Here is a 22,552-nt window from a genome sequence, read left to right as displayed (position 1 = left end):
TTTAATCATCTAATTTCTATTAAAATATATTTTATGAACAGCGGTTTCCGTATAACATTTCCTTTATTGTCAGCAATGATTATCACCGCAGGACTGTATAGTTGCAGCTCCTCCGGCGCCAAAGAAGGAAAAGACACATCCGCATCTGTAACAGTGCCCCCACTGGACGTTTTCTCCCTGGAAAAAGGAAGTCTTTCTTCTTCGATACAAATACCCGGTGAGCTGATTGCTTTCCAGCAGGTAGACCTTTACGCCAAAGTCAGCAGCTTTATTAAAAAGATGAATGTAGACGTAGGCAGTGAAGTCACCACCGGACAAATATTAGCGACCATGGAAGCGCCTGAAATCAACTCACAGTTATCTGGTGCTGAATCCAGGCTGAAGTCACAGGAAGCTATCTATCTTTCCAGCAAAGCCACTTACGACCGTTTGCTGGAAACCAGTAAAACGCCTGGCACTATTTCACAAAACGATCTGGACGTGGCCTTTGCCCGCCAGAAATCGGACCTGGCACAACTGGACGCTGCCAAAGCGGCCCATCGTGAAGTAGGAGACAACCGTAATTACCTGGAAATCCGCGCGCCGTTTAACGGTGTTATCACCGCACGTAATGTGAGCGCCGGCGCCTATGTTGGTCCTTCCGGTAAAGGCTCTGAAATGCCCATCTTCACCCTGCAGGAGCAAAAGAAACTGAGGTTGGTAGTAAGCGTACCGGAGGCATATACCAGCTATCTGAGCAGCCAGAGTGAAGTGAATTTTACCGTAAGATCACTGGCTAATAAACCTTTCAAAGGAAAAGTAATACGCCTGGCAGGAGCACTGGATCGCAAACTCCGTTCCCAACACATCGAAATTGATGTGGCCAACAACGATAAAACCCTATTACCCGGTATGGTAGCAGAAGTGGCTATTCCGCTGAATAGCAGCACCAGCAATTTCGTGGTGCCTTCTACGGCAGTGCTGAATTCTACCAAAGGAGTATTTGTAGTGAAAGTACAGGACAAGAAAACAAAGTGGGTGCCCGTTACAACAGGCCGCAGTGAAAATGGTAAGACAGAAGTCTTCGGAGATCTGGCTGCCGGCGATACCTTAATCACCATCGCCAGCGAAGAAGTAAGGGACGATGCGCCCGCCACCAATGTAAAAGTTAAGTAGGTAGATAGATGATGAATCAAAGGGGCTGTCTCTCACCGGAGGCAGTCCCTTTTTATTTTTCCTATGGCTGTACGGTTAAGTAACCGTAGTTACCGGTGCTGCGTTGTTGTGCGGTATAATATATCTGCGTGTAAGACAGATCGTCTATTGTAGCGATAAAAGAAGAATCATTGCTGGTGGCATCAAAGTTCATGGTGTAAGTAACGATACTGCCATCGCTATAAGTAACATAGGCGGTAACATCGAAATCCTCCGGTGACCAGTAACTCTTGTAAGTATTGACGGTGACCTGGCATCCACACATCATTTTCACCAGTACAGAAATGCCGCCATCTGGTGGCGTGGCGGTATTTTGTTCCAGTAGCAAGCCGGGAACAATCAAGGTAAAAGTATAAGATGACTGCGTGGGAATTAGCAATACGCTTTGTGTAATGGTCAGTGGTGTACTATCCGGGTAGGGGACAGTAGCAATAATAGTCGCTGGGGTAACACTCCCGATTACTATTGGTGCGGTGGCATAAGGTGTAGCCGTAACGGTATTGCTGTCTGCCGCGAGATAGTCTACCTGTCCTCCATTGGAGTCATTGGGAGTAAGAATAGGAAGAAGATAAGGCGTGCGGCCACTCACCAGAGGTGTGAAGTTTCCATCATCAATACTGCTGCTGGCATCATAATTTAAGTCGATAGGAGTGCCATCTACATCAATCCTAACGGCAATGGAATCATAGTTGGGGTTGTAAGCATTGGGACCAAGTAATTTGCCTCCCAGCGCCTGGAGGTACACGGTAATGTTTAATGGACTCATGGCATTATTTTGAGCATGAAATAATAGGGTGTTTGAATAGCTAATATTAATGATATTTTCCGTTGTAATATGATATTTAAATGCTAATTCTTTTTATAAACAGAACAGCCGGTATTTTGTTATCACACAAAATACCGGCTGTTTCTTTTATAGCAACAGTTACCCAATCTTCCATCCATTCGCGGTTTGCTGAATCTCCCATAAGCGGTGGTATAATCCGCCTTTTCCCAGCAGGGATTCATGCGTTCCTGTCTCTGTTACTTTCCCCTCATTCAGCACCAGGATGTTGTCTGCATTTTTAATGGTGGCCAGCTTATGCGCCACTACCACCACGGTTTTTCCCTTTACCAGTTGTTGTATGGCCTGTTGTATATAAATTTCATTTTCCGGGTCAAGAGAAGCAGTGGCTTCATCCAGTAATACCACCGGCGCATTTTTTAATAAGGCCCTGGCGATGCTGATACGTTGCTTTTGCCCGCCGGATAATTTGTTCCCTCCCTCTCCGGTACGGCTATGTATACCTTCGGGTAATTCCATGGCAAAATCCAGCACCTGTGCCGCCGCTGCAGCTTCGAGGATGTCCGCTTCACTGGCATCCATGCGTCCGAAACGGATATTGTTATAGATGCTGTCGTCAAACAGGTATACATCCTGGAATACTTCGCTGATGCAGGCATACACTTCATCCGGCGACATATCCCTTACATCGGTGCCGCCGATTTTTATAGTACCTTCCGTTACATCCCAGAAGCGGGCAATCAGGGAGGTAATGGTGGTTTTGCCGGAACCGGAAGGCCCCACCAGCGCCAGCATACTGTGTTCCGGCACCCGGAAGGATACAGCTTCCAATACCTTTTTATTTCCATGATAAGCAAAAGTTACATTTTCAAAGGAGATGTCATACTGCTCCGGTACCAACTGTTTGCCGGCGCTTTGTACCGGTGCTTTCAATAACTCAATGACGCGACCCAGACTAATATTCATGTAACGCAAAATGACATAGTCTACCAACAGGATTTTTATCGGTTCATACAACCGGTAGCCAATAATGACGAAAGTAATCAGCGTGGCCACCGTCAGGCTGCCTTTGGTTAAAAAGGTAACAGCAACACTGAGCATCAACAGGAAAAACAATTCCAGTACAACGCCGGCAGTAATCACGAATGGGCCGGGGATGGCTTCTGTGCGGATGCTGGTCTTACGGAAATCATCGAGCGCAGATTCCAGTGTGCTAAAGCGACTACCAGTCATGCCAAAGGATTTAATATGACGGATACCCTGCACATACTCCAGGAAACGTGCACCTGTTTCATTCCTGGCCTGTACATGTTTTTTCCCCTGTTGTACAATCAGCAGATTGGATATTTTAACCATGGCCCAGCATACCGGTAATGCAGCCAGCAGTAAGAGTGCCAGCCGCCAGTCGCTGATAAACAGGAAGATGGAAATAATCAGCGTGGCACAAACAGCACCGGCCATATTACCGATGGTGTGACCAAAGATCATTTCAAAGTTGGCGACATCCTGTAACACCACCGCAGCCAGATCGCCCGGATCGCGTTGCTTGAAAGTGCCCATAGATAAGCGTTGCAGGTGTGTGCCCAGCAATATGCGCAGTTTGGTCGATAAGGTATACGTCATCGTATTACTGGTAACGATCGTTTTTACAGATACCCACAGTTGCCCGATGAGAAACACCACCATGATCATAACGTACGCGTATAAACGCGATTGGGAAGGATGGCCCGAGAAAAGATCTTGTATAATCAGGAGCAGGAACCCGGTAGGTACAGCAATGAAAATGCTGTGCAGCAGTTCCAGCAGTACACTGCGGCGAACAATGGCCGGAGCAGTTTTAAAAGTAAAGAAAAGATTCGCGATCATCCGGTAGTAGTATTTAAAGTAGCAATAGATATTTGTTCCTCTGTCAGCGCAAAAGATTTAGCCCTGGTATGTGCATCCCACATGGTGCTGTACAGGGAGCAGTTTTTCAACAGCACCTCATGTCGGCCAATACCGGCTACAGCGCCTTTGTCCATGACTACAATCTGGTTACAGCGTGTAATGGTGCTCAGTCTGTGCGCAATAATGATCACCGTTTTATTGGAAATTAATTGATTGAATGCCTGTTGTATCAGGTATTCATTTTCCGGATCACTGAAGGCGGTGGCCTCATCCAGGATAAGGATAGGTGCATCTTTTAAAATGGCCCTGGCGAGCTGTATCCGCTGTTGCTCTCCACCGCTGAGATGTACACCATTCCTGCCCCAGACTGTCTGGTAGCCATCCGGTAGCCGGGTGATAAAGTCGTGGCACTGTGCGGCCTTTGCTGCAGCGACAATTTCAGCGGTGCTTTTATCCATACCCATGCGGATATTTTCATAGATGCTTTGCTGAAACAGGAAGCTGTCCTGGAAAACAAAGGAAATATGCCGCATCAGTTCTTCGGGTTTAATTTTTCGTATATCCTGGTTGCCGATAAGAATATAGCCCCGCTGTATATCCCAGAAGCGCGCTACCAATTGCGCTGCAGTAGATTTTCCGGACCCGGAAGGCCCCACCAGGGCGGTAATGCTTCCCGGCGCTACTTTAAAACTTACATTCCTCAGGGCATCGGCATGGCCGTCATAGCTAAAGCAAACATGGTCGAATTCAATGCGGTAGTCTGTCCCTAATGTTTCATTGCCTACGGTTTCGGCTTCCCTGCTAAAGAGAATTTCATCGAGGCGTTTTACGCCGTGGTTAATCACAGAAATTTGTGACCCCAGGTTACTTAAGGCAAACAACGGACGGATGTAACCTACGCCCAGTATCAGGAACAACAGCAGTACGGATAAGCTGAGTCCCTGCTGGAAATACAGGTAAAATCCTACGGCCAGCACCGGCAGGGAGGCATTGCTCACAAAGCTGATAAATATGCCGAAAGCAGGAGAGGAGGTGCGTACCCAGGCTATTACCATTTCCCGGAAGCGGTATACGGTGCCGCTGTATTTATCAAAGCTGACTGCGGTATGCCCGAATATTTTGATCACCGGCATAGCCCTTACAAATTCCACGATGCCGGCATTCATGTCTTCCAGTGAGCGATGGAAGTTGGTCATTTCTGCTACTCTCTTTTTACTGAACATGATCGGCATCAATATCACCAACAATGCAATAGGCATACAGCTGGCCAGCGCCAGCCGCCAGTCTACGGTAAACAGGTACGCCAGTGTAACCAGGGGCAGCGTCATCCCTTTTACAAAATCCGGGATACTGTGCGCAATGAAATTTTCAATACGCTCAATATCATCTGCCATAATTTTCTTCAGCGCACCGGAATTATACTGGTTAATAAATCCCAGCGGTAGCCTGCCTAATTTATCCGCCATTTTTTTCCGCAACTCATACAGGATGTTGAACGCCGCCACGTGAGACGCCATACCCGAAGCATATAGCAAAGCATAGGCGGCTATAATAGCGTAAACGCCGTCACGGATATATGTTTTTATAAGCCCGGTATCAACGGGCGGCGTTATCATGGCCTTCAGAATAGCATACATCAGGATGTAAGGTACAATGGCCAATAGTACGTGTAGCACAGCCAGTACGGCAGATAGCAGCAACAGGCGCCTGCGCCCGCCGGCTATTTCCAGTAACCGGGACACGCCCGACTTCTTTTTAGTATTTTCTTCCATTGAAATATTTAACTTTATTCAAAGGTGAATCATATCACAATGACTACTTTTACACGAGCGGGATAGTTTTTTATACCAGCGGGATAGTTTATTTACCATAAAAGAAGTGCTATGGGGATGATGGTGCAGGACCAGGACGGGGTATGGCAGGATTTAACATTGCCTTTCCCTCCGAAGATGGCAGATGGCGGCCGGCCACTGGTGCAGGAACGCCGGGAGAAAGTCAGCTTTGACTTTGGTGATATGGAGCTGGTGCAGATCTGCCTGCCGGATATTTTTATCGTTTACGGCGACATGCTGCTACAACAACGGCATTTTCGCATCCGCTCCATGGAAGGAGAAGATGTGGTGGAACTGAACTTTGCATTGGCAGGCAATGGTACCGTGAATAACCGGGCCAGCGGCATGCAATATAATTTCAGTCCCAATTTGCATAATATCATGTACATCTCCACATTTGACGGTGATGCATCGTACCATGCACTGGACCCCTATAAATTTTTTGAAGTACATTTTACCCGTTCTTATTTCATGGACCTGGTAAAAGATACCGGCAAACTATTGAGCGGATTTGCGGAAAAGATAGACAGTAAAGTGGATGCCAATGTCCATCCGGAAGGGCAGCAAATGTCTTTTGCCATGCATCGCTGTATCCGCGAGATCATGGATTGCCGTTTTTCCGGCGGCTTAAAATTGTTGTTCCTGCAGGCCAAATGTGTAGAGTTGCTCACCTTACAGGCAGCAGCATTTGAGCAGAGTATCCCGGGAAAAACTGCGCTCACCTCTTCGCATGATAAAGATTGTATTACTTATGCCAGGGAATACCTGCTGCAGCATATCACCGACCCACCTACACTACAGGAGCTGGCGGCCATTGCAGGCACCAATACCTTTAAGCTGAAGAACGGCTTTAAAGAACTGTTTAACAATACCGTTTTCGGTTATCTGAATGAAATGCGGCTGGATCAGGCCAGAACATTACTGCAGGAAGGTATACCGATAAAAGAAGTGGCGGATCGAACAGGATATTCGTCTGTGCAGCATTTCAGCACTTCCTTCCGTAAAAAGTTCAGCATTCCACCCGGAAAATTTAATCAGTAGTAACAAAAGCGGCGTTACGTTCATCAACGTAACACCACCTTTCCAATCAACTATTTACCGTATTGATCACTCCCTTGAAATAGCCCGCTGATTCAGCAATGCCGGGTAATGGATCACTCATATCTTTTTCAAATTCAATGGCGCATACACCCTGATAATTAATTTTATCCAGCGCACTTACCAGCTTTTTAAAGTCAATCACACCTCTGCCAATTTCAATAGCCTTACCATCTTTGGCGGCAACACTCACATCTTTGATATGCAGATCAAAGATCCTGTTTCTGTACGCCAGTATAGCTTTGGAAGGCTCTTCACCTGCTCTCGTAGCGTGGCCGATATCCAGGCAAAGCCCCAGGCGTTCATCCCTGTCTTTAATCAGGTCATAAGCATTCTTTGGTCCGGGATACAATGCATCTTCCGGTCCGTGGTTATGTACCGCCAGCCGGATGTTATACGACTTTATTTTTTCTTCTGTATAGTCCAGCAGCTCAGGGTTAGGCACACCTACAATCAGCGGTACGCCTACGCGTTTGGCATATTCAAAAGCTTCATCTACCGCTTTTTTTGTTTTCATGTAGATAACGCCTACCGCATATACTTTGATGCCGGCGGCGGCAAATTTACCCAGCACTTCCTGTATTTTTTCCGGGGTGCTGTTTAAGGGGAGATGAATATCTTTTACAGAAATATATTTAATATTTACCCGGTTCATGATGGCAATGGCCTGGTCCAGGTCAAATTTGGCAAAAGTATATCCTGCCATGCCTACCGGGAGCTGCCCTTTTATTTTGTTGCTGGTAGCTTTATTTCCCGCAAATGCGCTGGTAGCGGCAAAAGGCGCCATCGTGGTGGCAGCTACGCCGAGGGCTGTTTGTAACAGGAAATTTCTTCTTGATGACATATGGTTTGTGATTTACGTGGTTTTAGCAATGAAGCCTTGCGTATGTATGCGTGCAACAAGCAGACTAAGATCTCTAAAATTCTTTATTTTTTATGATAAAGTGGAGGGTTTTTTCCGGGAATAAGTAATCAATCCATAAATAAGGTGGAATACAAACACAACTTGTGCATTGGTCAGCAGAAAAGCAATGACCCTATTAGGGAAAGTTTGATCCCGGTAAGGGTCCAATATGTCGGTGACAGTTATACCCTGTGTCGGTATGCTGATGAATGGAACAATTTGATGCTGCCGGTAAAAGAAAATGAATGCCCCCAGCAATGTGCCTAAGGTTAGTATCACATGTATCCAGGCAAATATTTTCTGAGGCAGAAATTTATTCAGCCACTGGTACAACAGGAAGAATATCATAAAGCAACCCGCAAGTGGCCAAAGCAAATATGCCAGCGGCAGGATAAATACGGTATCGTAGATATKAATATCCACCTGCTTATTCCAAACCAGTAGGGAAATCATAAATGTCAGTACCGCTGCCAACAGGAATAACCTGGAGGGGCGTTGTAAAATGTTACTGATGGCGTTTTTAAGCATAGTCTAAATATAGTTCATTCAAAGGAATGTTCAGGCACGTTAATTGTGCTGCCCGGGGGAATCGCATCAGATTTAAACTAAGTACCCAGATATGAAGAGAATAGTTTTACTATTACTGACATTATTTTACGGTTTTACCACGGCTGCCCAGTTCAGCGACTCTGTGCATTATTATCTTAAGTATGCGTCTACCGGCTCTGTTAATAATACCAACGATGGTAATTCCTTCTTACTGAATAATAACCTGGGCTTTAAAATGAGTAAGAAAAAACTGGTGCTGAATACAGCCGCCAGTTACGTGTATGGAAAGCAGGACCGGAGTATTACCAATAATGATTTCTCCGCTTTTATGGATATAAGTGTGCTCCGGAGCGAAAAGAAAATCTACTACTGGGGATTGGCCACTTTCGATAAAAGCTTTTCGCTAAAGATTAATAACCGTTTCCAGGGCGGAGGTGGTGCAGCCTATTATGTTATACACCATGAAAACGCAAGACTTAACATCAGTGACGGGCTCCTCTTTGAGGCCAGTAACCTTTACCTGCACGATACAATCCCCGATATCTATCAGACCGTCCGTAATTCGCTGCGGATAAATTACAGATGGGTAATTATTAATATGATTGTGCTGGAAGGCTCCAATTATATCCAGAATTCACTCACCCACGGAGACGACTATATCATTAAATGCGATAACAGTCTTTCAGTAAAACTCCGTTCCTGGCTTAGTCTTACCGCAGCCATGACCTATAATAAACTGAACCGCACCAACCGCGAAAACCTGCTGGTCAACTATGGGATCACGATAGAAAAATTCTTTTAGCAACGCTGTTTCCGGATGGCAGTCAGCAGTTTTTTACACCCGGTGAACAGTACGGCCAGGGCTGTCAGCAGGCAACACTATTGCTTTGATGATCAGTTGAGGTTGTCAGGAAAATATTTTAGCTTATTTTGTTTTTCAAACAAACATTTGTTGCCACGATGCTATGAAGGGATTATTGCAAACCATTATTTTACTGGGTACGATACAGGGCTTTATTGTCAGCGGCCTGCTTTTTTATTCCCCCAGGAACCGGTTGGCCAACCGGCTGTTGGCAGCATTCATTTTTTTGATGGCGCTGGCCAGCTTTGGCTTGTACGCGTCTTTCAGCGATTGGTTTGGTTCGCCCTGGTTAGCTTTTTTATCCAGCTTTGTTCCGTTCATCACGGGCATGCTGTTCGGGCCTCTGATGTATTTTTATATCCGGGCTTTCCTGGAGCCAGACTTTACACTCGGCCGGAAGCAGCAATTACAGTTTCTGCCAGCCATCATTGACCTGGGTGCACCACTTACTGCTATCATCTTTTTGATAGGTGTGTTAACCAATACAGTGAAAAATAACCCTGTTCCCTGGGGCATTTTTATAGATACCTACAATGTGTATTCCGATATTCCGCGATGGATTTCCCTGGCAGTGTATGCATGGCTGTCATTTAAATACCTGCGTACTTACAGGGCGACTGATAAGTCAGCGCCGGGCCTGGTTTGGTTGCAACAGTTTGTCTGGGTAATGACTGCCTTCCTGGCGATATGGCTATTGTACCTGGTGCCTTATGTGATCCCGCGTTATACAGATGTAATCCTGAATAACCTGGACTGGTACCCCATTTATGTGCCTATTACCATACTGATCTATTGGCTGGGAATAAAAGGGTACCTGATTTCCTGGCAGCAGCTGGTCACCGACAAAAAAACAGAGGTGGTGCTGCCTGTGGCTACCGTTGATACGGCCGTTGTTTTGCTGAAAAAGGCGATGGAAGGAGATCATCTTTACCTGAACCCCGCACTCACACTAAATGTAGTAGCACAGCATACGGGTTTGGCACCTAAAACAATTTCTGCGGTGCTGAATCAGCATCTTCATAAAAATTTTAACGAGTATGTAAATGGTTACCGGGTAAACCTGTTTAAGGAGAAGTTATTGCAGGCAGATGCAGATCAACTGACATTTGCCGGTATCGCCGCCGATTGTGGCTTTAGCTCTGTCGCTACTTTCCAGCGTGTTTTTAAACAGGTAACGGGCATGTCTCCTTCCGAATTCAGGAAAAACGCACCTGACATATCCTGAGCCAGTTACGGCAGGGGTGATTTTTTTACCTAAAAATAAAGAAGATGATTTTAGAAGTAGCTGTATTGGATGTAATACCGGGCAGGGAGTCGCGGTTTGAGGAGCATTTCCGCCTTGCCAGCCATATTATCAGTAGCAGGAAGGGATATGCCGGGCATCAGTTACAACGATGTATAGAGCAACCTAACCGGTATATATTGCTCGTCAACTGGGAGTCACTGGAAGATCATACTATTGGTTTCCGGCAATCTGCTGACTACCAGGAATGGAAAAAATTGCTGCATGAATTTTATGATCCATTCCCGGTGGTGCAGCATTATGAACAACTATCTTTAGTGTGAGCCGGGATCTGGTTCAAAGTCCAGCGATACAGAGTTCATACAAAACCGTTTATGTGTAGGCGGGGGACCATCATCGAAAATATGTCCCAGGTGCGATCCACAACGTTCGCAGATCACTTCTGTCCGCTGCATACCAAGGGTGTTGTCTTCCTTGTAAATCACGCTGTTCGCTTTCAATGGCTCAAAAAAACTGGGCCAGCCACAGGAACTGGCGAATTTAGCGTCTGACCGGAACAGTGGATTGCCACATACTGCGCAATAGTAGCTGCCTTTCACATCTGCATCCCAGTATTTACCGGTAAACGGCCTTTCCGTGGCGGCTTCCCTTGCCACTGCATATAGATCAGGGGGCAATACTTTTTTCCATTCCGCATTTGTAATGTGCAGCTTCTTCGTGTCTGTTCTGGAGTAATAAGGGTTTTTTGCCATTGGTTCTTTGTTGCCCGTCTGGCTATGGCAGGCAATCTGCGAAGCCAGGATCAGTGTTAAAAGAAATATTTGTCTCATCTTTTTTGTAATTAATAAGCTATCTAAAATTACGGCTTTAAATCGGTATGACCGTTGTTCATCCTATTAGACGTGGTAAACAGGATATCCTTACAAAAAAGCCCTTTTTATTCCGGCTTTGCTAAAGCTGCGCCACTATTTCTTTGACTTTAACCTGCAATTCCTTCCCTAATGCTTCCAGCCCGGAGTATCCCTGGAAATGTTGTTCCGGCAGATGATAGCTAAGCATGGTGGCGCCGGTATCCGTGTCCCGCAGGACCAGCTTCAGCGGTACTTCTATCACGGCTGACGGATCCAGATCCAGCAGCTGTTTCATATATACCGGATGAAAGAAAAGCAATTGCMTGATTTTGCCAATAACTATCTGCTGCGTAGCCAGAATGGCCTGTGGATTAATTTCATGAAGTAAGAGGAATCCGTTGTTGGCAATGGCTTCCCGGGCATTGGATAATACAGTATCAAATGGCTGTTCTATGAGGAGGGTGATATTATCTGTTTTCATCTGCTGTTGTATTTAAAGGATGAACTTCCGGCCAGTCCACTTCAGTGCCGGCCACTACATTCAGGTAGTTGGTGAAAATATTTCTGACTACGTTGGCAATTATCTCCAATGTTTCTCCATCGGTATACCCGGCCTGACGAAGCACCTGCACATCATCTGTAGACAGGCTTTGTGGGGCAGCTAATAATTTGCGGGTGAAATCCATACCTGTAGCTGTTTTTTCATCGGCAGCCTTCATGTTTCTTGCGTCCAGGAGGTCCGCTTCAGACAGTCCGGCTTTGGCGCCCAGGAAGCTGTGTGCGGAGAGGCAATAATTACAGCCATTATATTCTGCGGCTGCCAGGGCAATTCTTTCGGCCATGGGAGCACCCAGACTACCTTTACGAAGTGCGTTGTTGAATTGTGCATAAGCTTCCAGTACGGCCGGCGAATGGGCCATTACGCCGTACATGTTGGGGACACGGCCAAGCATACGTTTTACCTGTTCCAATACCGGTTGGGCGGCGGTAGGGGCTTCCTGTGCAGAAAGCGCTGTGATTGTACTCATTACTTATCGTTTTTAATAGTAGACAAAATTGTCTATAATAGGGTAAAAAAATAATTCATTCTCTAATAATCACCCGGTGCCGCACCTATCAGCCGTTTCACCATTTTCTTCGCGGTTTTCACCGGCCAGATTTCCTTGTACACTTTACTCTCCACAATGGCGCCTTCAAACAGCAGGTAAATGGTGTCCGCTAAGCTGGGCTCCCCTGAATCATGAACCGCGGCCAGCAACTGCTGCACGTAGCGCCTGAGCTTCCGTTTATGTTCCAGTACCTGTTGCTGCATCTCCGGCTGACTATCCCCGATTTCCGCCAGCATATTAATGAACCGGCAACCCTTAAAATGTTGCAGCGGCAATTGACGTTCCAGAAAATCAAAGATGGCCAGCAACCGGTCTGCCGGATCTGTTTTTTTGTCAACCATTGCCGTAATGCCCGCAAACCATTCCGTTCTGGTCTCTTTCAGGTAAGCCAGCCCCAGTTCTTCCTTGGAGCCAAAGTGGCTGTAAAGACTCGCTTTGGCCACCCCGGCTTCTTCCAACACCTGGTTGATGCCAGTGGAATTATATCCCTGCTCATAAAACAACCGGCCGGCAGTTGCCAATATCTTTTCTTTTGGATTTCCTGGTCTTGCCATGATCTCACAAAGCTACATAAAAAAATAATAATAGACAATTTTGTCTATTATTATTTTTTCCGGAGATGATTATCTTGTAGTCTCATTTCACGCTTAAAACATTCGCAATTGTTTCGTAAATTCTGCTGCTTTTCTATCATAGCACTGTTCTCCGGTTTGCTGGCAAACGCCCAGCAGTATTACCTGTTTGTGGGAAGTTATAACCGCGATAAAGACAAAGATGGTGTTTACCTGTACCGCTTCAACTACCATACCGGGGCACTGCAGCCGGTGTCTGCACTGAAAGGGATACTCAATCCTTCTTTTCTTACGCTGTCGCCCGATGGTAAATATATTTATGCCTGCTCTGAAGCGCAAACACCCAACATTGGTGGCGTAAGCAGCCTGGCATTTGACAGCACCAAAGAAACCCTGACACTGCTCAGCCGCCAAAACAGCGGGGGAGATAATCCGGCTTATGTGGGAACTGATAAAGACGGGAAATGGCTGCTTTGTGCCAATTATTCCGGAGGCAGCTTATCTGTTTTTCCATTGCTGGAAGATGGTCACATTGCACCCGCCAAACAGGTGATTGCTTTCCAGGACAGCAGCGTCCTGCCCAGACAACGAAGCTCACATATCCACTCCGCGGTATTTTCTCCGGACGGACATTATGCTTTTTTCCCGGATCTGGGTGCTGATAAAATCAGGGGATACCAGCTGGTACCTGCTGCCGCGGAACCCTTGCAACCAGCTACGCCGCCTTATACGCCTACAATGCCCGGTGCTGGCCCCAGGCATATCATTTTTCATCCGAAGCTGCCCTATGCTTACTGCATAGAAGAAATGGGGGGTATGGTGACCTGCTATAAATACAAGGTCGGTAAACTCGACAGCATACAGCGTATCAGCGCCCACCTGGAGGGACCTGCAAATGATTATAACAGTGCCGACATTCACATCTCTCCCGATGGCAAATTTTTATATGCCTCTACGCGGGAAAGTGCTAATATGATTTTTATTTACGCCATAAATCAACAAAAAGGTACCCTGAAACAAATAGGGCAGGAGTCTTCCCGTGGCCGGCATCCAAGGAATTTTATGATTGACCCTACCGGTAAATTTCTCCTGGTCGCCAATCAGAACAGTGGTAACATCGTGGTGTTTAAACGTAATCAAAAAACAGGGTTGTTAACAGCTACGGGTATGGAAGTAAAATTAATGAATCCATCCTCGCTGCAAATGAGAGCCTATCACTAGGCCCTTCATGGTTTTACACTAAAATGAAGTAGTTTTGCAGCCGTAGTTAACAAAACAAAACAACTCTTGAAAAGAATACTCTATTTTTTTCCATTGAATCCTGTTGATAAAAACAGTGGAAGTCAGACCCGCTCCTTAAACCTGTTGAAATATTTTAAAGCGCGTGATATCAAGGTAGATTTCATCACCAAATCGATTTGGGGACGATATACACCTGAAAGTATCCAGGCCTTTGAAAACAGCGGGCTGGCGGAAAATTTATGGATCCTGGAAAGGAAACCCGTGAAGAAAAATCCGGTGAAGTATTTCTTCTCCTATAAATTGTGGCATGTATTATTTGAGCGTAAACTGAAACTGGTAAAAGGATCTATTCCTAATCATACTACCTGGAATCTGCGCAAACAATTTGATGCCATTCTGCAAAAACAATCATACGATTATATTATCATCAGCTATGCTTATTGGGCGGATCTTATAAAAGATAATCCCTACCTGGGCAAGGCAGTGACAATCATAGATACACATGACCTGTTAGCTTCCCAACACCAGAATGAAAATGGATTTGATATGGGGGCTGCACTGGGAGATGAGTTAAGAAGATTATCCCAGTTTGACCAGGTATGGGCCATTTCTATGGAGGAAACCTACTTTTTTGGTCAGTTCCTGAAAGGAAAAATAAAGTATATACCGATGATGATGGATGCGCCACCAGTGGTGCAGCCATTAGGAGAGAAGGAGTTTGACCTGATATACGTTGCTACGGACAATCCACATAACCTGATCTCTGCTGCCTGGTTTTTCAAAGAAGTATATCCGCTCTTGCCGGCACACCTAAAGATCTGTGTCATCGGTTCCATTACCCCGCACGTTTCAGCGGAGTATAAAAATGTAGTCCGCATTCCTTTTGTGGAGGACCTGGATACGTATTACCTGAAAGCCAGGGTATCGCTTTGTCCTATGCTTACAGGTACAGGTGTAAAGGTGAAAGTGGTGGAAGCCATGTCGCATGGTCTGCCGGTGGTATGCACAGAACGTGGACTGGACGGACTGCCGGATAAAACCAACAACGGTTGCCTGTCTGCCAATGATCCAAAAGAATTTGCCGCACATATACTGCACCTGTTGGAAGATAAAGCCTTTTATGAATCCATGAGCCAACAGAGTTTATCATCTTTTCATAAACATTTTTCAAAAGAAGAAGGATTTAAAAAACTGGATAGCGCTTTAGGTATAGGGAATTAAAAGAAGTACACATGAAAGAAAAGAAAGTATTTCTTATATCGTTCAATGGCAAGTCTATTGCAGGTGGTGTGGAAAGGGTGACCTGGTACCTGGATGAATATTTTCATTCCAGGAATATTGAAACAAAGATCATCGACGAAGACTATCTCATTCATCATACCCTTTTTGGCAGGATCTTTCAGCAACTGTTCCGGTTCCGCCATTTTAAAAAGAGAAAGGCGATCTACCTGGCGCGGTATACGTCTGCTTTCCTGTGGCTGAATAAACGTTCCCATCATGTAGTGGTGTCACAGGGAGAAGCTACTCCTTTGTTTCCAGCCGACTTTATGTTGATACATGGATGCTATCACTGTATGGAAGTGGCTTATGGCAGAACAGATACCCGGTTGAGCCGCATGGCTAATCTGCAGAAGCTGAGCTGTCAGCGGGCTAAACAGGTGATTGCGGTATCAGCAAAAGTAAAACGTGACCTGATCACCTATTATCAGATACCGGAAAACAAAATTATTGTCCAACATAATTGTGTTGACACCAGCAGATTTCATCCGTTTGAAAAAAAGCCGCAGCCACAGCATACCCTGCTTTTTGTTGGCAGACTAACAAACCCCAAAGGTTTGATATTTTTAAAACAGCTGGCAGCAGCTATCGATCAATCCACTAAGTGGAAGCTGTTAATTGCGTGTAACGAAACACCGGATACTGCGTTTTTTGAACCATTTGCAAACATCACGGTGAAAGTGGGGTTGAATATTGACAATATTGCCACCGCCGCTTATGCGCAGGGGGATTTGCTGATTGTTCCTTCCTGGTTTGAAGGCTTTGAGCTGGTAACACTGGAGGCATTGTCCGTAGGGATGCCGGTAATTGGTACCAACGTAGGCGCGATCAGCGAGTTGCTGGATATGCAGTTTCCCGGTGTATACCTGTTACCGGATATCAATTCTCCGGAGGCATCCATATTACAGCATTTTGATGAGGTATTGGAAGATAATAGCCGGTCCATTGATCCGGAAGCCCTGCATCAGCGGGTAACCAGGGAATTTGGAATTGAGCAGTATTTTAAAAAGATGGATACTATCTTGGGGCCAGCGTTTTCTCATACATCCTGAAAAAATGATGCGCGGCCCATGGGCTGATGATACTGATGAACGCACCGATGTTAAGGAATGGAATCCTTTTCCTGAAAGCCCTGTACAATCCTTTTCTCCGCATGGTAAGACTGTGGCGGTTCTTTTTTAACTGGTCAATCACAGCAGTCCAATTGGCTTTGTTCTCTATCCCTTTATCCGCATACACTTCAAAGTAGCCTCCGTACAACAGCACCCGGGAATTATGGTAAGCATAATACAGGTGGCTGTATTTATCAAATAGATTTTTAGATAGCAGGAAGTCTTTCATTAAGTCATCGGATGCATAAAAGCAGGAGAGCTTGTAGTCAGACACCAGTGCCGACGTAATTGATTTTTCCGCATGGGCTTTTTCGCGGACAAAATAGTTATAAAAGTTTCCGGCAATGCACCTCGTTTTTCCTGACAGGCAGATGGTTTCCAGCACAAAAGGAGAGTCTTCGAAAATGGAGATACGAAATCGTATCCGGTGATCTTCAATTAATGATCGCTTATAAAGTTTACCCCAGCAGGCGGTATTTATTTTGTCTGTTTTATGGGCTGTTTCACTTAAAAAGCTGCTGATGTAGTCGGTATGTTCAAAATTCCCCGGGATATATTCAAAAGACTCCAGCACCTTTAATTCTTTGCCGGTCCCGCTTACTTTCCTGTAGCCGAAGCAAACGATATCTGCGCCGGTGTTTAACGCTTCCTGCACACAAACTTTCACTGTTTGAGATGCGATGGTGTCGTCACCATCCACAAACAAAATATATTCACCGGTGGCGTGCTCCAGCCCTGTATTTCTTGCGGGACCGGGGCCTGCGTTGGTTTGAGAAAAGACCTGTATGTTTTTATGTGTTTGCTGATAGCTGGTTAGTACCTCCAGCGATGAGTCGGATGAATCATCATTTACAAAGATGATTTCTGTGTGAGTATAGGTTTGCTGTAACAGGGAATCAATACAAGCCGGCAGGAAAGGAGCCAGGTTATACACCGGAACAATAATCGTCACTAAAGGGCTTTGCATATATCGCTATTATCTCTTTTAAAACAGCGGCAAAGATAGAGAAATTTATGCTGGGCCTCCATACAGCAATATTGGCTTCTTCTTTTATCTGAGTATCCGGGGAATTTGCCACGTTGCCGGCAGTGCCAGCGTTTATGCCTGGATAATCGAATAAAAGAAGAAGCCTGTTTTTTATTGGTTAACCCTGAACTTTTCTGTAGCACCGGCAGTGGTATGGGTGCAGGTCATAGACTGCGTACCGCTTTCACTGGAAACGAACCTGCCGTTATTTCCTTTGAGAGAAATGGTACCATCTCCGTTGTTGATCCAGTCGAACTGTTCCCAACCGCCAATCGCGGCGCGGTTGCAGGTAATGGCCTGTGTACCATTTTCGGAGGATACGTATTTGCCGCCGTTTTGCAGGGCAATCTTTCCGTTGCCGGCATTTACCACTACAAACTGCTCCCAGGGGCCTACTGCAGTGCGGTTGGCGTTCATTGCCTGCGTGGCATTTTCGCTGCACACATAGAGGTTATTGGAGCTTTTCAGCGTAATGGTTTGTCCGATGGGAGCGCCGGTACCACCACCCACGATGGGTTGTGTGGGGCGGGTAGCTGTCAGGCTAATCTGTCCTTTCAGCATTTTACCGCCATCGCCGGTGAGGCGCAGGTAGTAGTCTGCAGAGCAGGCCACGCCGTCTTCATCCAGCGTCACAAAGTTGGAACCTGCGGGGATGAAACCGGAGCTTTCTGCGGTTTTGGCAATCTGGTTGCCTTCATTGTACTCGTCGAACATGGAAATGTAAATGCCCTGTGCACCCACTCTCACCATATTGTAAAACTGCCGCCACATAAAGTCGCCATGTGCGCGCTGATGCTCCTGCAAATCACCTGGCAACACACAAGGTTGATAGTCGATGCCATTGTTGTTACAATAAGCCTGATCCGGGGTATTTACATTTGTGTAGAAATTATCTACGTCATTTACATTACCAATGCGACCTACCATCCAGGGCGAAATCATATTGAGTGCGCTGTAGGTGGCCAGGAAGCCAGGTCTTGAATCATCACTTTCGGTACGCCAGTGGGTAGGTACACCGCCAATCACATAACATCCCTGGTTTTTAAACCAGTTGATCACATCCAGGCATACCGCAGCCGACCAGGTATGGTTGTTATCATTAAAGCCGAAACCCCAGATACATACCACTGGCTTGCCATTCTGTTTGGCGTAGGCGGAAGAAGAAGTGTAGGCCGACATCTTGTTGGTCCAGTCACTTTTTACTTCTGATTGCATGTTGGTCCAGCCGCTCACATCGTACATGATGTAAAACTTACGGCCATACGTTTCTGCTGCTGTTTTTACCTTGGCAGTGATGGCATCCCGGACAGGGCCTTCGGTACCGTTGGGATTGAAGCGTTGCAGTGCGGCCGCATCAATGCCATTCTGTTGCATCCAGAGGAAATGGGTGTTCACTGTCTGGTCAGTGAAGGAAGAAAATAATTTCGCCGGCGATCCATTGTTAAGATTTGCCCACGCAGTTTGATAGGTACTGCTGTAATCCCGCACATCCGGCCAGGATTTAATACCATTGTTAGTGGAAGAAGGGGATGCTCCCCAGTTTTGGGTCCAGTGCCACCAGGCATTGATGGGGGAGCCATCACCATTGGCGGCGAACCAGCCCTGGTAGCCTACAGTGACTTTGCCGACTACATCGCCGACAGGTGAGCCTAATGCGCTAATGGAGGCCTTTTTCCCATCAAGCGGCTGTAAAGGTGTGCCGGCCTCTTTTTTAGAGCAGCCAACAGACAATGCAACAAGGGTTGCGAACAGAAGATGCAACTTGTTTTTCATGTGTGGAAGAATTGATGTTTAGGAATTACTATTGGATTTTCATGTCAGATATCAATGAATGAATACTCGTGGAATGATCATCGGATTTTCAGTAAGGGCTTTCTTTTGAACAATGCCGGGCTATGGGTACAACGTGGAAACTTCCTGCAAGTAAGCAGACAGGCACTAATGAATGCCTTAATAAAGGGCTAATAAATTAATTAGGGCAAGATAATTTTGGGGAAAACCTAGTTTTTTTTCGAAGATCAGGAGAAACTGGCTGCTAATTCGGCTACCGTATTAAATATAAAGTCTGGTGCAGCGGCATTGAGTTCCTCCGTAGTGCCGTAACCGTAGCCTACACCAATAGCGGTGATATTATTTTTCTGCGCACCAATAATATCGTGTTTACGGTCGCCTATCATCACGGTATGCTCCGCTGGCAGATTTTCTTTTGCAAGCAGGTATTTGATCAGTTCCCCTTTGTCGGCACGGGTACCATCCAGTTCACTGCCATAAACAGCCGTAAAATAGGGATCCAGGTTAAAATGACGGATCACCACATCTGCAAAGATCTGGGGCTTGGAAGTGGCCACAAACAGGCGGCGGCCCTGGGAGAGGAGGGCGCTCAACAGTTCCGGGATGCCTTCATAACGTTCGTTTTCGTAGATACCCGTTACCTTGAAATATTCCCGGTAAGCATTGACCGCATCCCAGGCCTGCGCTTCGGTAAACGAATAATACTCCATAAATGACTGCTGTAGCGGCGGTCCAATGAAAGGGAGCAGCCGGGACAGGTCCGTTTCTATAATACCCGCTTTCGCCAAAGCATACTGCACAGATTTGGTAATCCCTGTTTTTGGGTCCGTCAATGTACCATCCAGGTCAAAAAGAACGTTATTATATTTCATAATGGACGCAATTTAATAGAAAAGGAGGATGTTGAATAAGTTTCGTTAATTTATTAGCTTACACCAATGAAATTACACCTGCACTGTTATTTGTTATGCTGCTTTACGGCTGTGCTGTTGGCCAGCTGTAGTAAAACCGAATCTAAAACAATCATTGCGCCCGAATACAATGACGTGGATCAGGTATTGACGGAAGCGGCCACCAGTAAATTCGGAGGCAAATGTTACGGAGTTATCCAGGTAGATGGAAAAACGGTTTATGCCAAAGGATTTGGCGGATATGATGGCAGTACCCGCCAGCTGATCGCCTCCTGCTCCAAATGGTTGTCGGCCGCTATACTCATGAGCCTCGTGGATGAAGGAAAAATTAAGTTAACAGATAGCGTGGGTAAATTTCTGCCCCTATTCACCACCTACCATAAAGGAGGGATCACCATCGCCCAGTTGTTTTCACATACTTCCGGTTTCCCCGGTAGTTCTACTCAGGGATATGAGACCAATGTGTTGAGCACCCTCAGCGCAGCGGCCGATGGCATCGCAAAAAATGTTGCCTTACAATATACGCCTGGTTCCACTTTTTATTATGGTGGAGTTAGTATGCAGGTAGCCGGTCGTGTTTGTGAAGTGGCATCAGGGAAAGACTGGAAAACACTGGCGGCTGAAAAGTTATTTACACCCTGTGGCATGACCGGCACCAGCTTTGGTTTAACCGCCAACCCACAGATTGGAGGTGGCGCCACCAGCACACCGGATGATTATATGCGCTTCCTGTATATGATCATGAATAAGGGAGTCGCTGCCAACGGTACAAGGGTACTGAGTGAGGCAGCGGTAACAGCCATGGAACAACCACAAACCAGCAGTGCCACCACTATTGCTTATTCTCCTTACCCGTTGTCGTTGCTCACCACTAAAGGTATTTACGGTATAGGCAACTGGCGCGACCTAACAGGCCCTGGTGACGTGCTTATAGAAAACAGCAGCCCCGGTTTATTTGGCAGTCACCCCTGGATCAACCGCGATAAAAAAGTGACCGGTTTTATATTTACGTTTATTGTTGATAACGGCTATCTGACCACCCTGCCTGCCTGCATCAAAATCAGGAACCTTGTAAGAAATAAGTAATCAAACAAAATAAAGACCACACTGCCACAATCAACAATCGTATGATGAAAATTTTTGTATGGCTGCTGCTGAGTGTAGCCATTACCGTTACTACACAGGGACAGGAACAATTTATTACACAATACGGCCATCCGGACAATACCTGGTATCATATCCAATCCGATAAAAAGGCCACGGTGACCTTTCTGGGAGGCTCTATTACCAACATGGAAGGCTGGCGTGGTAAAGTATGCGATTATCTTTCTGCTACTTACCCGGGCACTGCATTCCGTTATATCAATGCCGGTATTCCATCGTTAGGCAGTCTGCCACACGCTTTCCGGTTTAAACAGGATGTATTGGGCAAAGGTAAAACAGACCTCCTGTTTGTAGAAGCTGCGGTGAATGACCGGGCAAATGGCACCAACGAAGTTACACAGCGCAGAGCCATGGAAGGCATCATACGTCACGCGCTCCGTGCCAATCCGCAGGTGAATATTGTCCTGATGGCATTTGCAGATGAAGATAAAATGGCTGATTACCACGCCGGCAAAGTACCGGTAGAAGTACAGGTACATGAAGATCTCGCAAAGAAATATCATCTTCCTTTTATTAACCTGGCCAAAGAAGTGACTACCCGCATAGATGCACACGAGTTTAACTGGAAAGATGATTTCAAGGATCTGCATCCATCTCCCTTTGGACAAAATATATATTTCAATGCTATCAAAAAATTGCTGGATAGCTCCTTCAGCAGACCGGTTCCCAAACGGCTGGTATCCGCGAAATTACCGGCTCCGGCAGATCCGTTGAATTATGAAAATGGCGCCTATGGAGATATACACAGGGCTACCTCCCAAAACGGTTTTTCTATAATCGGATCCTGGGAGCCATCCGATAAAGTGTCTACCAGGGAAGGTTTTGTGAAAGTGCCAATGCTGGTATCCGGCAAGGCGCATGCTACCGTGGAGTTTCCCTTCACCGGTCGTACTATAGGAATCGGTATTGTATCCGGTCCGGATGCAGGCATCATCAGCTATCGTATTGATGGTGGCGCTGCGCAAACGAAAGACTTACGGACACAGTGGAGTAAAAGTCTTTATCTGCCCTGGTACCTGATCCTGGGTGATGATTTAACACCTGGTAAGCATATATTGAAGATAGAAACCGGTGAGGCTGCGGAAGTAACGCGGATCGTGTATTTCCTGGTGAATGGATAGCAGCGATTTTTGGTCTGGTTC

General features: G+C 46.1%; 22 protein-coding genes. 10 read left to right on the top strand and 12 right to left on the bottom strand.

What is annotated here, in order from left to right:
* Window positions 1–33: 33 nt before the first annotated feature.
* A complete protein-coding gene (locus AC1DCV_RS34645) occupies window positions 34–1,155 on the top strand; it encodes an efflux RND transporter periplasmic adaptor subunit (protein ID WP_477027478.1) in 1,122 nt (373 codons plus the stop codon).
* Between the two features lie 61 nt (window positions 1,156–1,216).
* On the opposite strand, the gene AC1DCV_RS34640 is transcribed toward AC1DCV_RS34645, so the two are convergent.
* From AC1DCV_RS34640 to AC1DCV_RS34630, 3 genes are all read right to left on the bottom strand, one after another.
* On the bottom strand, window positions 1,217–1,960 hold the full coding sequence (locus AC1DCV_RS34640) for a hypothetical protein (RefSeq protein ID WP_477027477.1): 744 nt from the start codon (window positions 1,958–1,960) through the stop codon (window positions 1,217–1,219).
* A 159-nt stretch (window positions 1,961–2,119) separates the two neighbouring features.
* Window positions 2,120–3,844: an ABC transporter ATP-binding protein gene (locus tag AC1DCV_RS34635; RefSeq protein WP_477027476.1), complete on the bottom strand. Its 1,725-nt coding sequence runs from the start codon at window positions 3,842–3,844 to the stop codon at window positions 2,120–2,122.
* Entirely contained in the window at window positions 3,841–5,637 is a 1,797-nt protein-coding gene (locus tag AC1DCV_RS34630; protein WP_477027475.1) for an ABC transporter ATP-binding protein, read from the bottom strand. The genes AC1DCV_RS34635 and AC1DCV_RS34630 overlap by 4 nt, the downstream gene beginning before the upstream one ends.
* Window positions 5,638–5,748: 111 nt before the next feature.
* On the opposite strand from AC1DCV_RS34630, the gene AC1DCV_RS34625 reads away from it, so the two are divergent.
* Window positions 5,749–6,738, top strand: a complete 990-nt coding sequence (locus tag AC1DCV_RS34625) for a helix-turn-helix transcriptional regulator (RefSeq protein ID WP_477027474.1) — start codon at window positions 5,749–5,751, stop codon at window positions 6,736–6,738.
* A gap of 46 nt (window positions 6,739–6,784) precedes the next feature.
* Here AC1DCV_RS34625 and AC1DCV_RS34620 read toward each other — a convergent pair whose 3' ends face one another.
* A complete protein-coding gene (locus tag AC1DCV_RS34620) occupies window positions 6,785–7,639 on the bottom strand; it encodes a sugar phosphate isomerase/epimerase family protein (RefSeq protein ID WP_477027473.1) in 855 nt (284 codons plus the stop codon).
* A gap of 90 nt (window positions 7,640–7,729) precedes the next feature.
* Window positions 7,730–8,227: a hypothetical protein gene (locus AC1DCV_RS34615; RefSeq protein WP_477027472.1), complete on the bottom strand. Its 498-nt coding sequence runs from the start codon at window positions 8,225–8,227 to the stop codon at window positions 7,730–7,732.
* A 91-nt stretch (window positions 8,228–8,318) separates the two neighbouring features.
* On the opposite strand from AC1DCV_RS34615, the gene AC1DCV_RS34610 reads away from it, so the two are divergent.
* From AC1DCV_RS34610 to AC1DCV_RS34600, 3 genes are all read left to right on the top strand, one after another.
* A complete protein-coding gene (locus AC1DCV_RS34610; RefSeq protein WP_477027471.1) occupies window positions 8,319–9,050 on the top strand; it encodes a DUF481 domain-containing protein in 732 nt (243 codons plus the stop codon).
* A gap of 163 nt (window positions 9,051–9,213) precedes the next feature.
* Window positions 9,214–10,335 carry a helix-turn-helix domain-containing protein gene (locus AC1DCV_RS34605; protein WP_477027470.1) on the top strand — a complete coding sequence of 374 codons (1,122 nt, stop codon included), beginning with the start codon at window positions 9,214–9,216 and terminating at the stop codon, window positions 10,333–10,335.
* Window positions 10,336–10,379: 44 nt separating this feature from the next.
* Window positions 10,380–10,676 carry an antibiotic biosynthesis monooxygenase family protein gene (locus AC1DCV_RS34600; protein ID WP_477027469.1) on the top strand — a complete coding sequence of 99 codons (297 nt, stop codon included), beginning with the start codon at window positions 10,380–10,382 and terminating at the stop codon, window positions 10,674–10,676.
* Here AC1DCV_RS34600 and msrB read toward each other — a convergent pair.
* From msrB to AC1DCV_RS34580, 4 genes are all read right to left on the bottom strand, one after another.
* Window positions 10,668–11,183 (bottom strand): peptide-methionine (R)-S-oxide reductase MsrB, encoded by a 516-nt coding sequence (gene msrB, locus AC1DCV_RS34595; RefSeq protein WP_441576711.1) that lies wholly within the window; start codon window positions 11,181–11,183, stop codon window positions 10,668–10,670. The genes AC1DCV_RS34600 and msrB overlap by 9 nt on opposite strands.
* A gap of 121 nt (window positions 11,184–11,304) precedes the next feature.
* The gene (locus AC1DCV_RS34590) at window positions 11,305–11,685 is read right to left on the bottom strand and encodes a DUF302 domain-containing protein (protein WP_477027468.1); all 381 of its coding nucleotides are present in this window, start codon (window positions 11,683–11,685) and stop codon (window positions 11,305–11,307) included.
* Window positions 11,672–12,232 (bottom strand): carboxymuconolactone decarboxylase family protein, encoded by a 561-nt coding sequence (locus AC1DCV_RS34585; protein ID WP_477027467.1) that lies wholly within the window; start codon window positions 12,230–12,232, stop codon window positions 11,672–11,674. Before AC1DCV_RS34585 ends, AC1DCV_RS34590 begins: the two co-directional genes overlap by 14 nt.
* 62 nt (window positions 12,233–12,294) lie before the next feature.
* Window positions 12,295–12,867 carry a TetR/AcrR family transcriptional regulator gene (locus tag AC1DCV_RS34580; protein WP_477027466.1) on the bottom strand — a complete coding sequence of 191 codons (573 nt, stop codon included), beginning with the start codon at window positions 12,865–12,867 and terminating at the stop codon, window positions 12,295–12,297.
* A gap of 108 nt (window positions 12,868–12,975) precedes the next feature.
* Here AC1DCV_RS34580 and AC1DCV_RS34575 point away from each other — a divergent pair, with 108 nt between their 5' ends.
* The 3 genes from AC1DCV_RS34575 (at window position 12,976) to AC1DCV_RS34565 (ending at window position 16,457) form a co-directional block, all read left to right on the top strand.
* On the top strand, window positions 12,976–14,106 hold the full coding sequence (locus AC1DCV_RS34575; RefSeq protein WP_477027465.1) for a lactonase family protein: 1,131 nt from the start codon (window positions 12,976–12,978) through the stop codon (window positions 14,104–14,106).
* A 66-nt stretch (window positions 14,107–14,172) separates the two neighbouring features.
* Window positions 14,173–15,348, top strand: a complete 1,176-nt coding sequence (locus AC1DCV_RS34570) for a glycosyltransferase (RefSeq protein ID WP_477027464.1) — start codon at window positions 14,173–14,175, stop codon at window positions 15,346–15,348.
* 11 nt (window positions 15,349–15,359) lie between these two features.
* The gene (locus AC1DCV_RS34565) at window positions 15,360–16,457 is read left to right on the top strand and encodes a glycosyltransferase family 4 protein (protein ID WP_477027463.1); all 1,098 of its coding nucleotides are present in this window, start codon (window positions 15,360–15,362) and stop codon (window positions 16,455–16,457) included.
* Here the strand turns inward: AC1DCV_RS34565 and AC1DCV_RS34560 are convergent.
* The 3 genes from AC1DCV_RS34560 to AC1DCV_RS34550 form a co-directional block, all read right to left on the bottom strand.
* Window positions 16,423–17,484 (bottom strand): glycosyltransferase family 2 protein, encoded by a 1,062-nt coding sequence (locus AC1DCV_RS34560; protein ID WP_477027462.1) that lies wholly within the window; start codon window positions 17,482–17,484, stop codon window positions 16,423–16,425. The two genes, AC1DCV_RS34565 and AC1DCV_RS34560, sit on opposite strands and share 35 nt — an antisense overlap.
* Window positions 17,485–17,655: 171 nt before the next feature.
* On the bottom strand, window positions 17,656–19,317 hold the full coding sequence (locus AC1DCV_RS34555) for a lectin (RefSeq protein ID WP_477027461.1): 1,662 nt from the start codon (window positions 19,315–19,317) through the stop codon (window positions 17,656–17,658).
* 245 nt (window positions 19,318–19,562) lie between these two features.
* Complete coding sequence (locus AC1DCV_RS34550) at window positions 19,563–20,207, bottom strand: HAD family hydrolase (RefSeq protein WP_477027460.1); 645 nt, start codon at window positions 20,205–20,207, stop codon at window positions 19,563–19,565.
* Between the two features lie 66 nt (window positions 20,208–20,273).
* On the opposite strand from AC1DCV_RS34550, the gene AC1DCV_RS34545 reads away from it, so the two are divergent.
* Window positions 20,274–21,332, top strand: a complete 1,059-nt coding sequence (locus tag AC1DCV_RS34545) for a serine hydrolase domain-containing protein (RefSeq protein ID WP_477027459.1) — start codon at window positions 20,274–20,276, stop codon at window positions 21,330–21,332.
* Between the two features lie 41 nt (window positions 21,333–21,373).
* Window positions 21,374–22,531, top strand: a complete 1,158-nt coding sequence (locus tag AC1DCV_RS34540) for an SGNH/GDSL hydrolase family protein (RefSeq protein ID WP_477027458.1) — start codon at window positions 21,374–21,376, stop codon at window positions 22,529–22,531.
* Window positions 22,532–22,552 lie beyond the last annotated feature (21 nt).

The organism is Chitinophaga sp. 10T418 (assembly GCF_056394125.1).
Note: the sequence above shows the minus strand (reverse complement) of the source record. Positions and strands in the feature narration are given on the sequence as shown.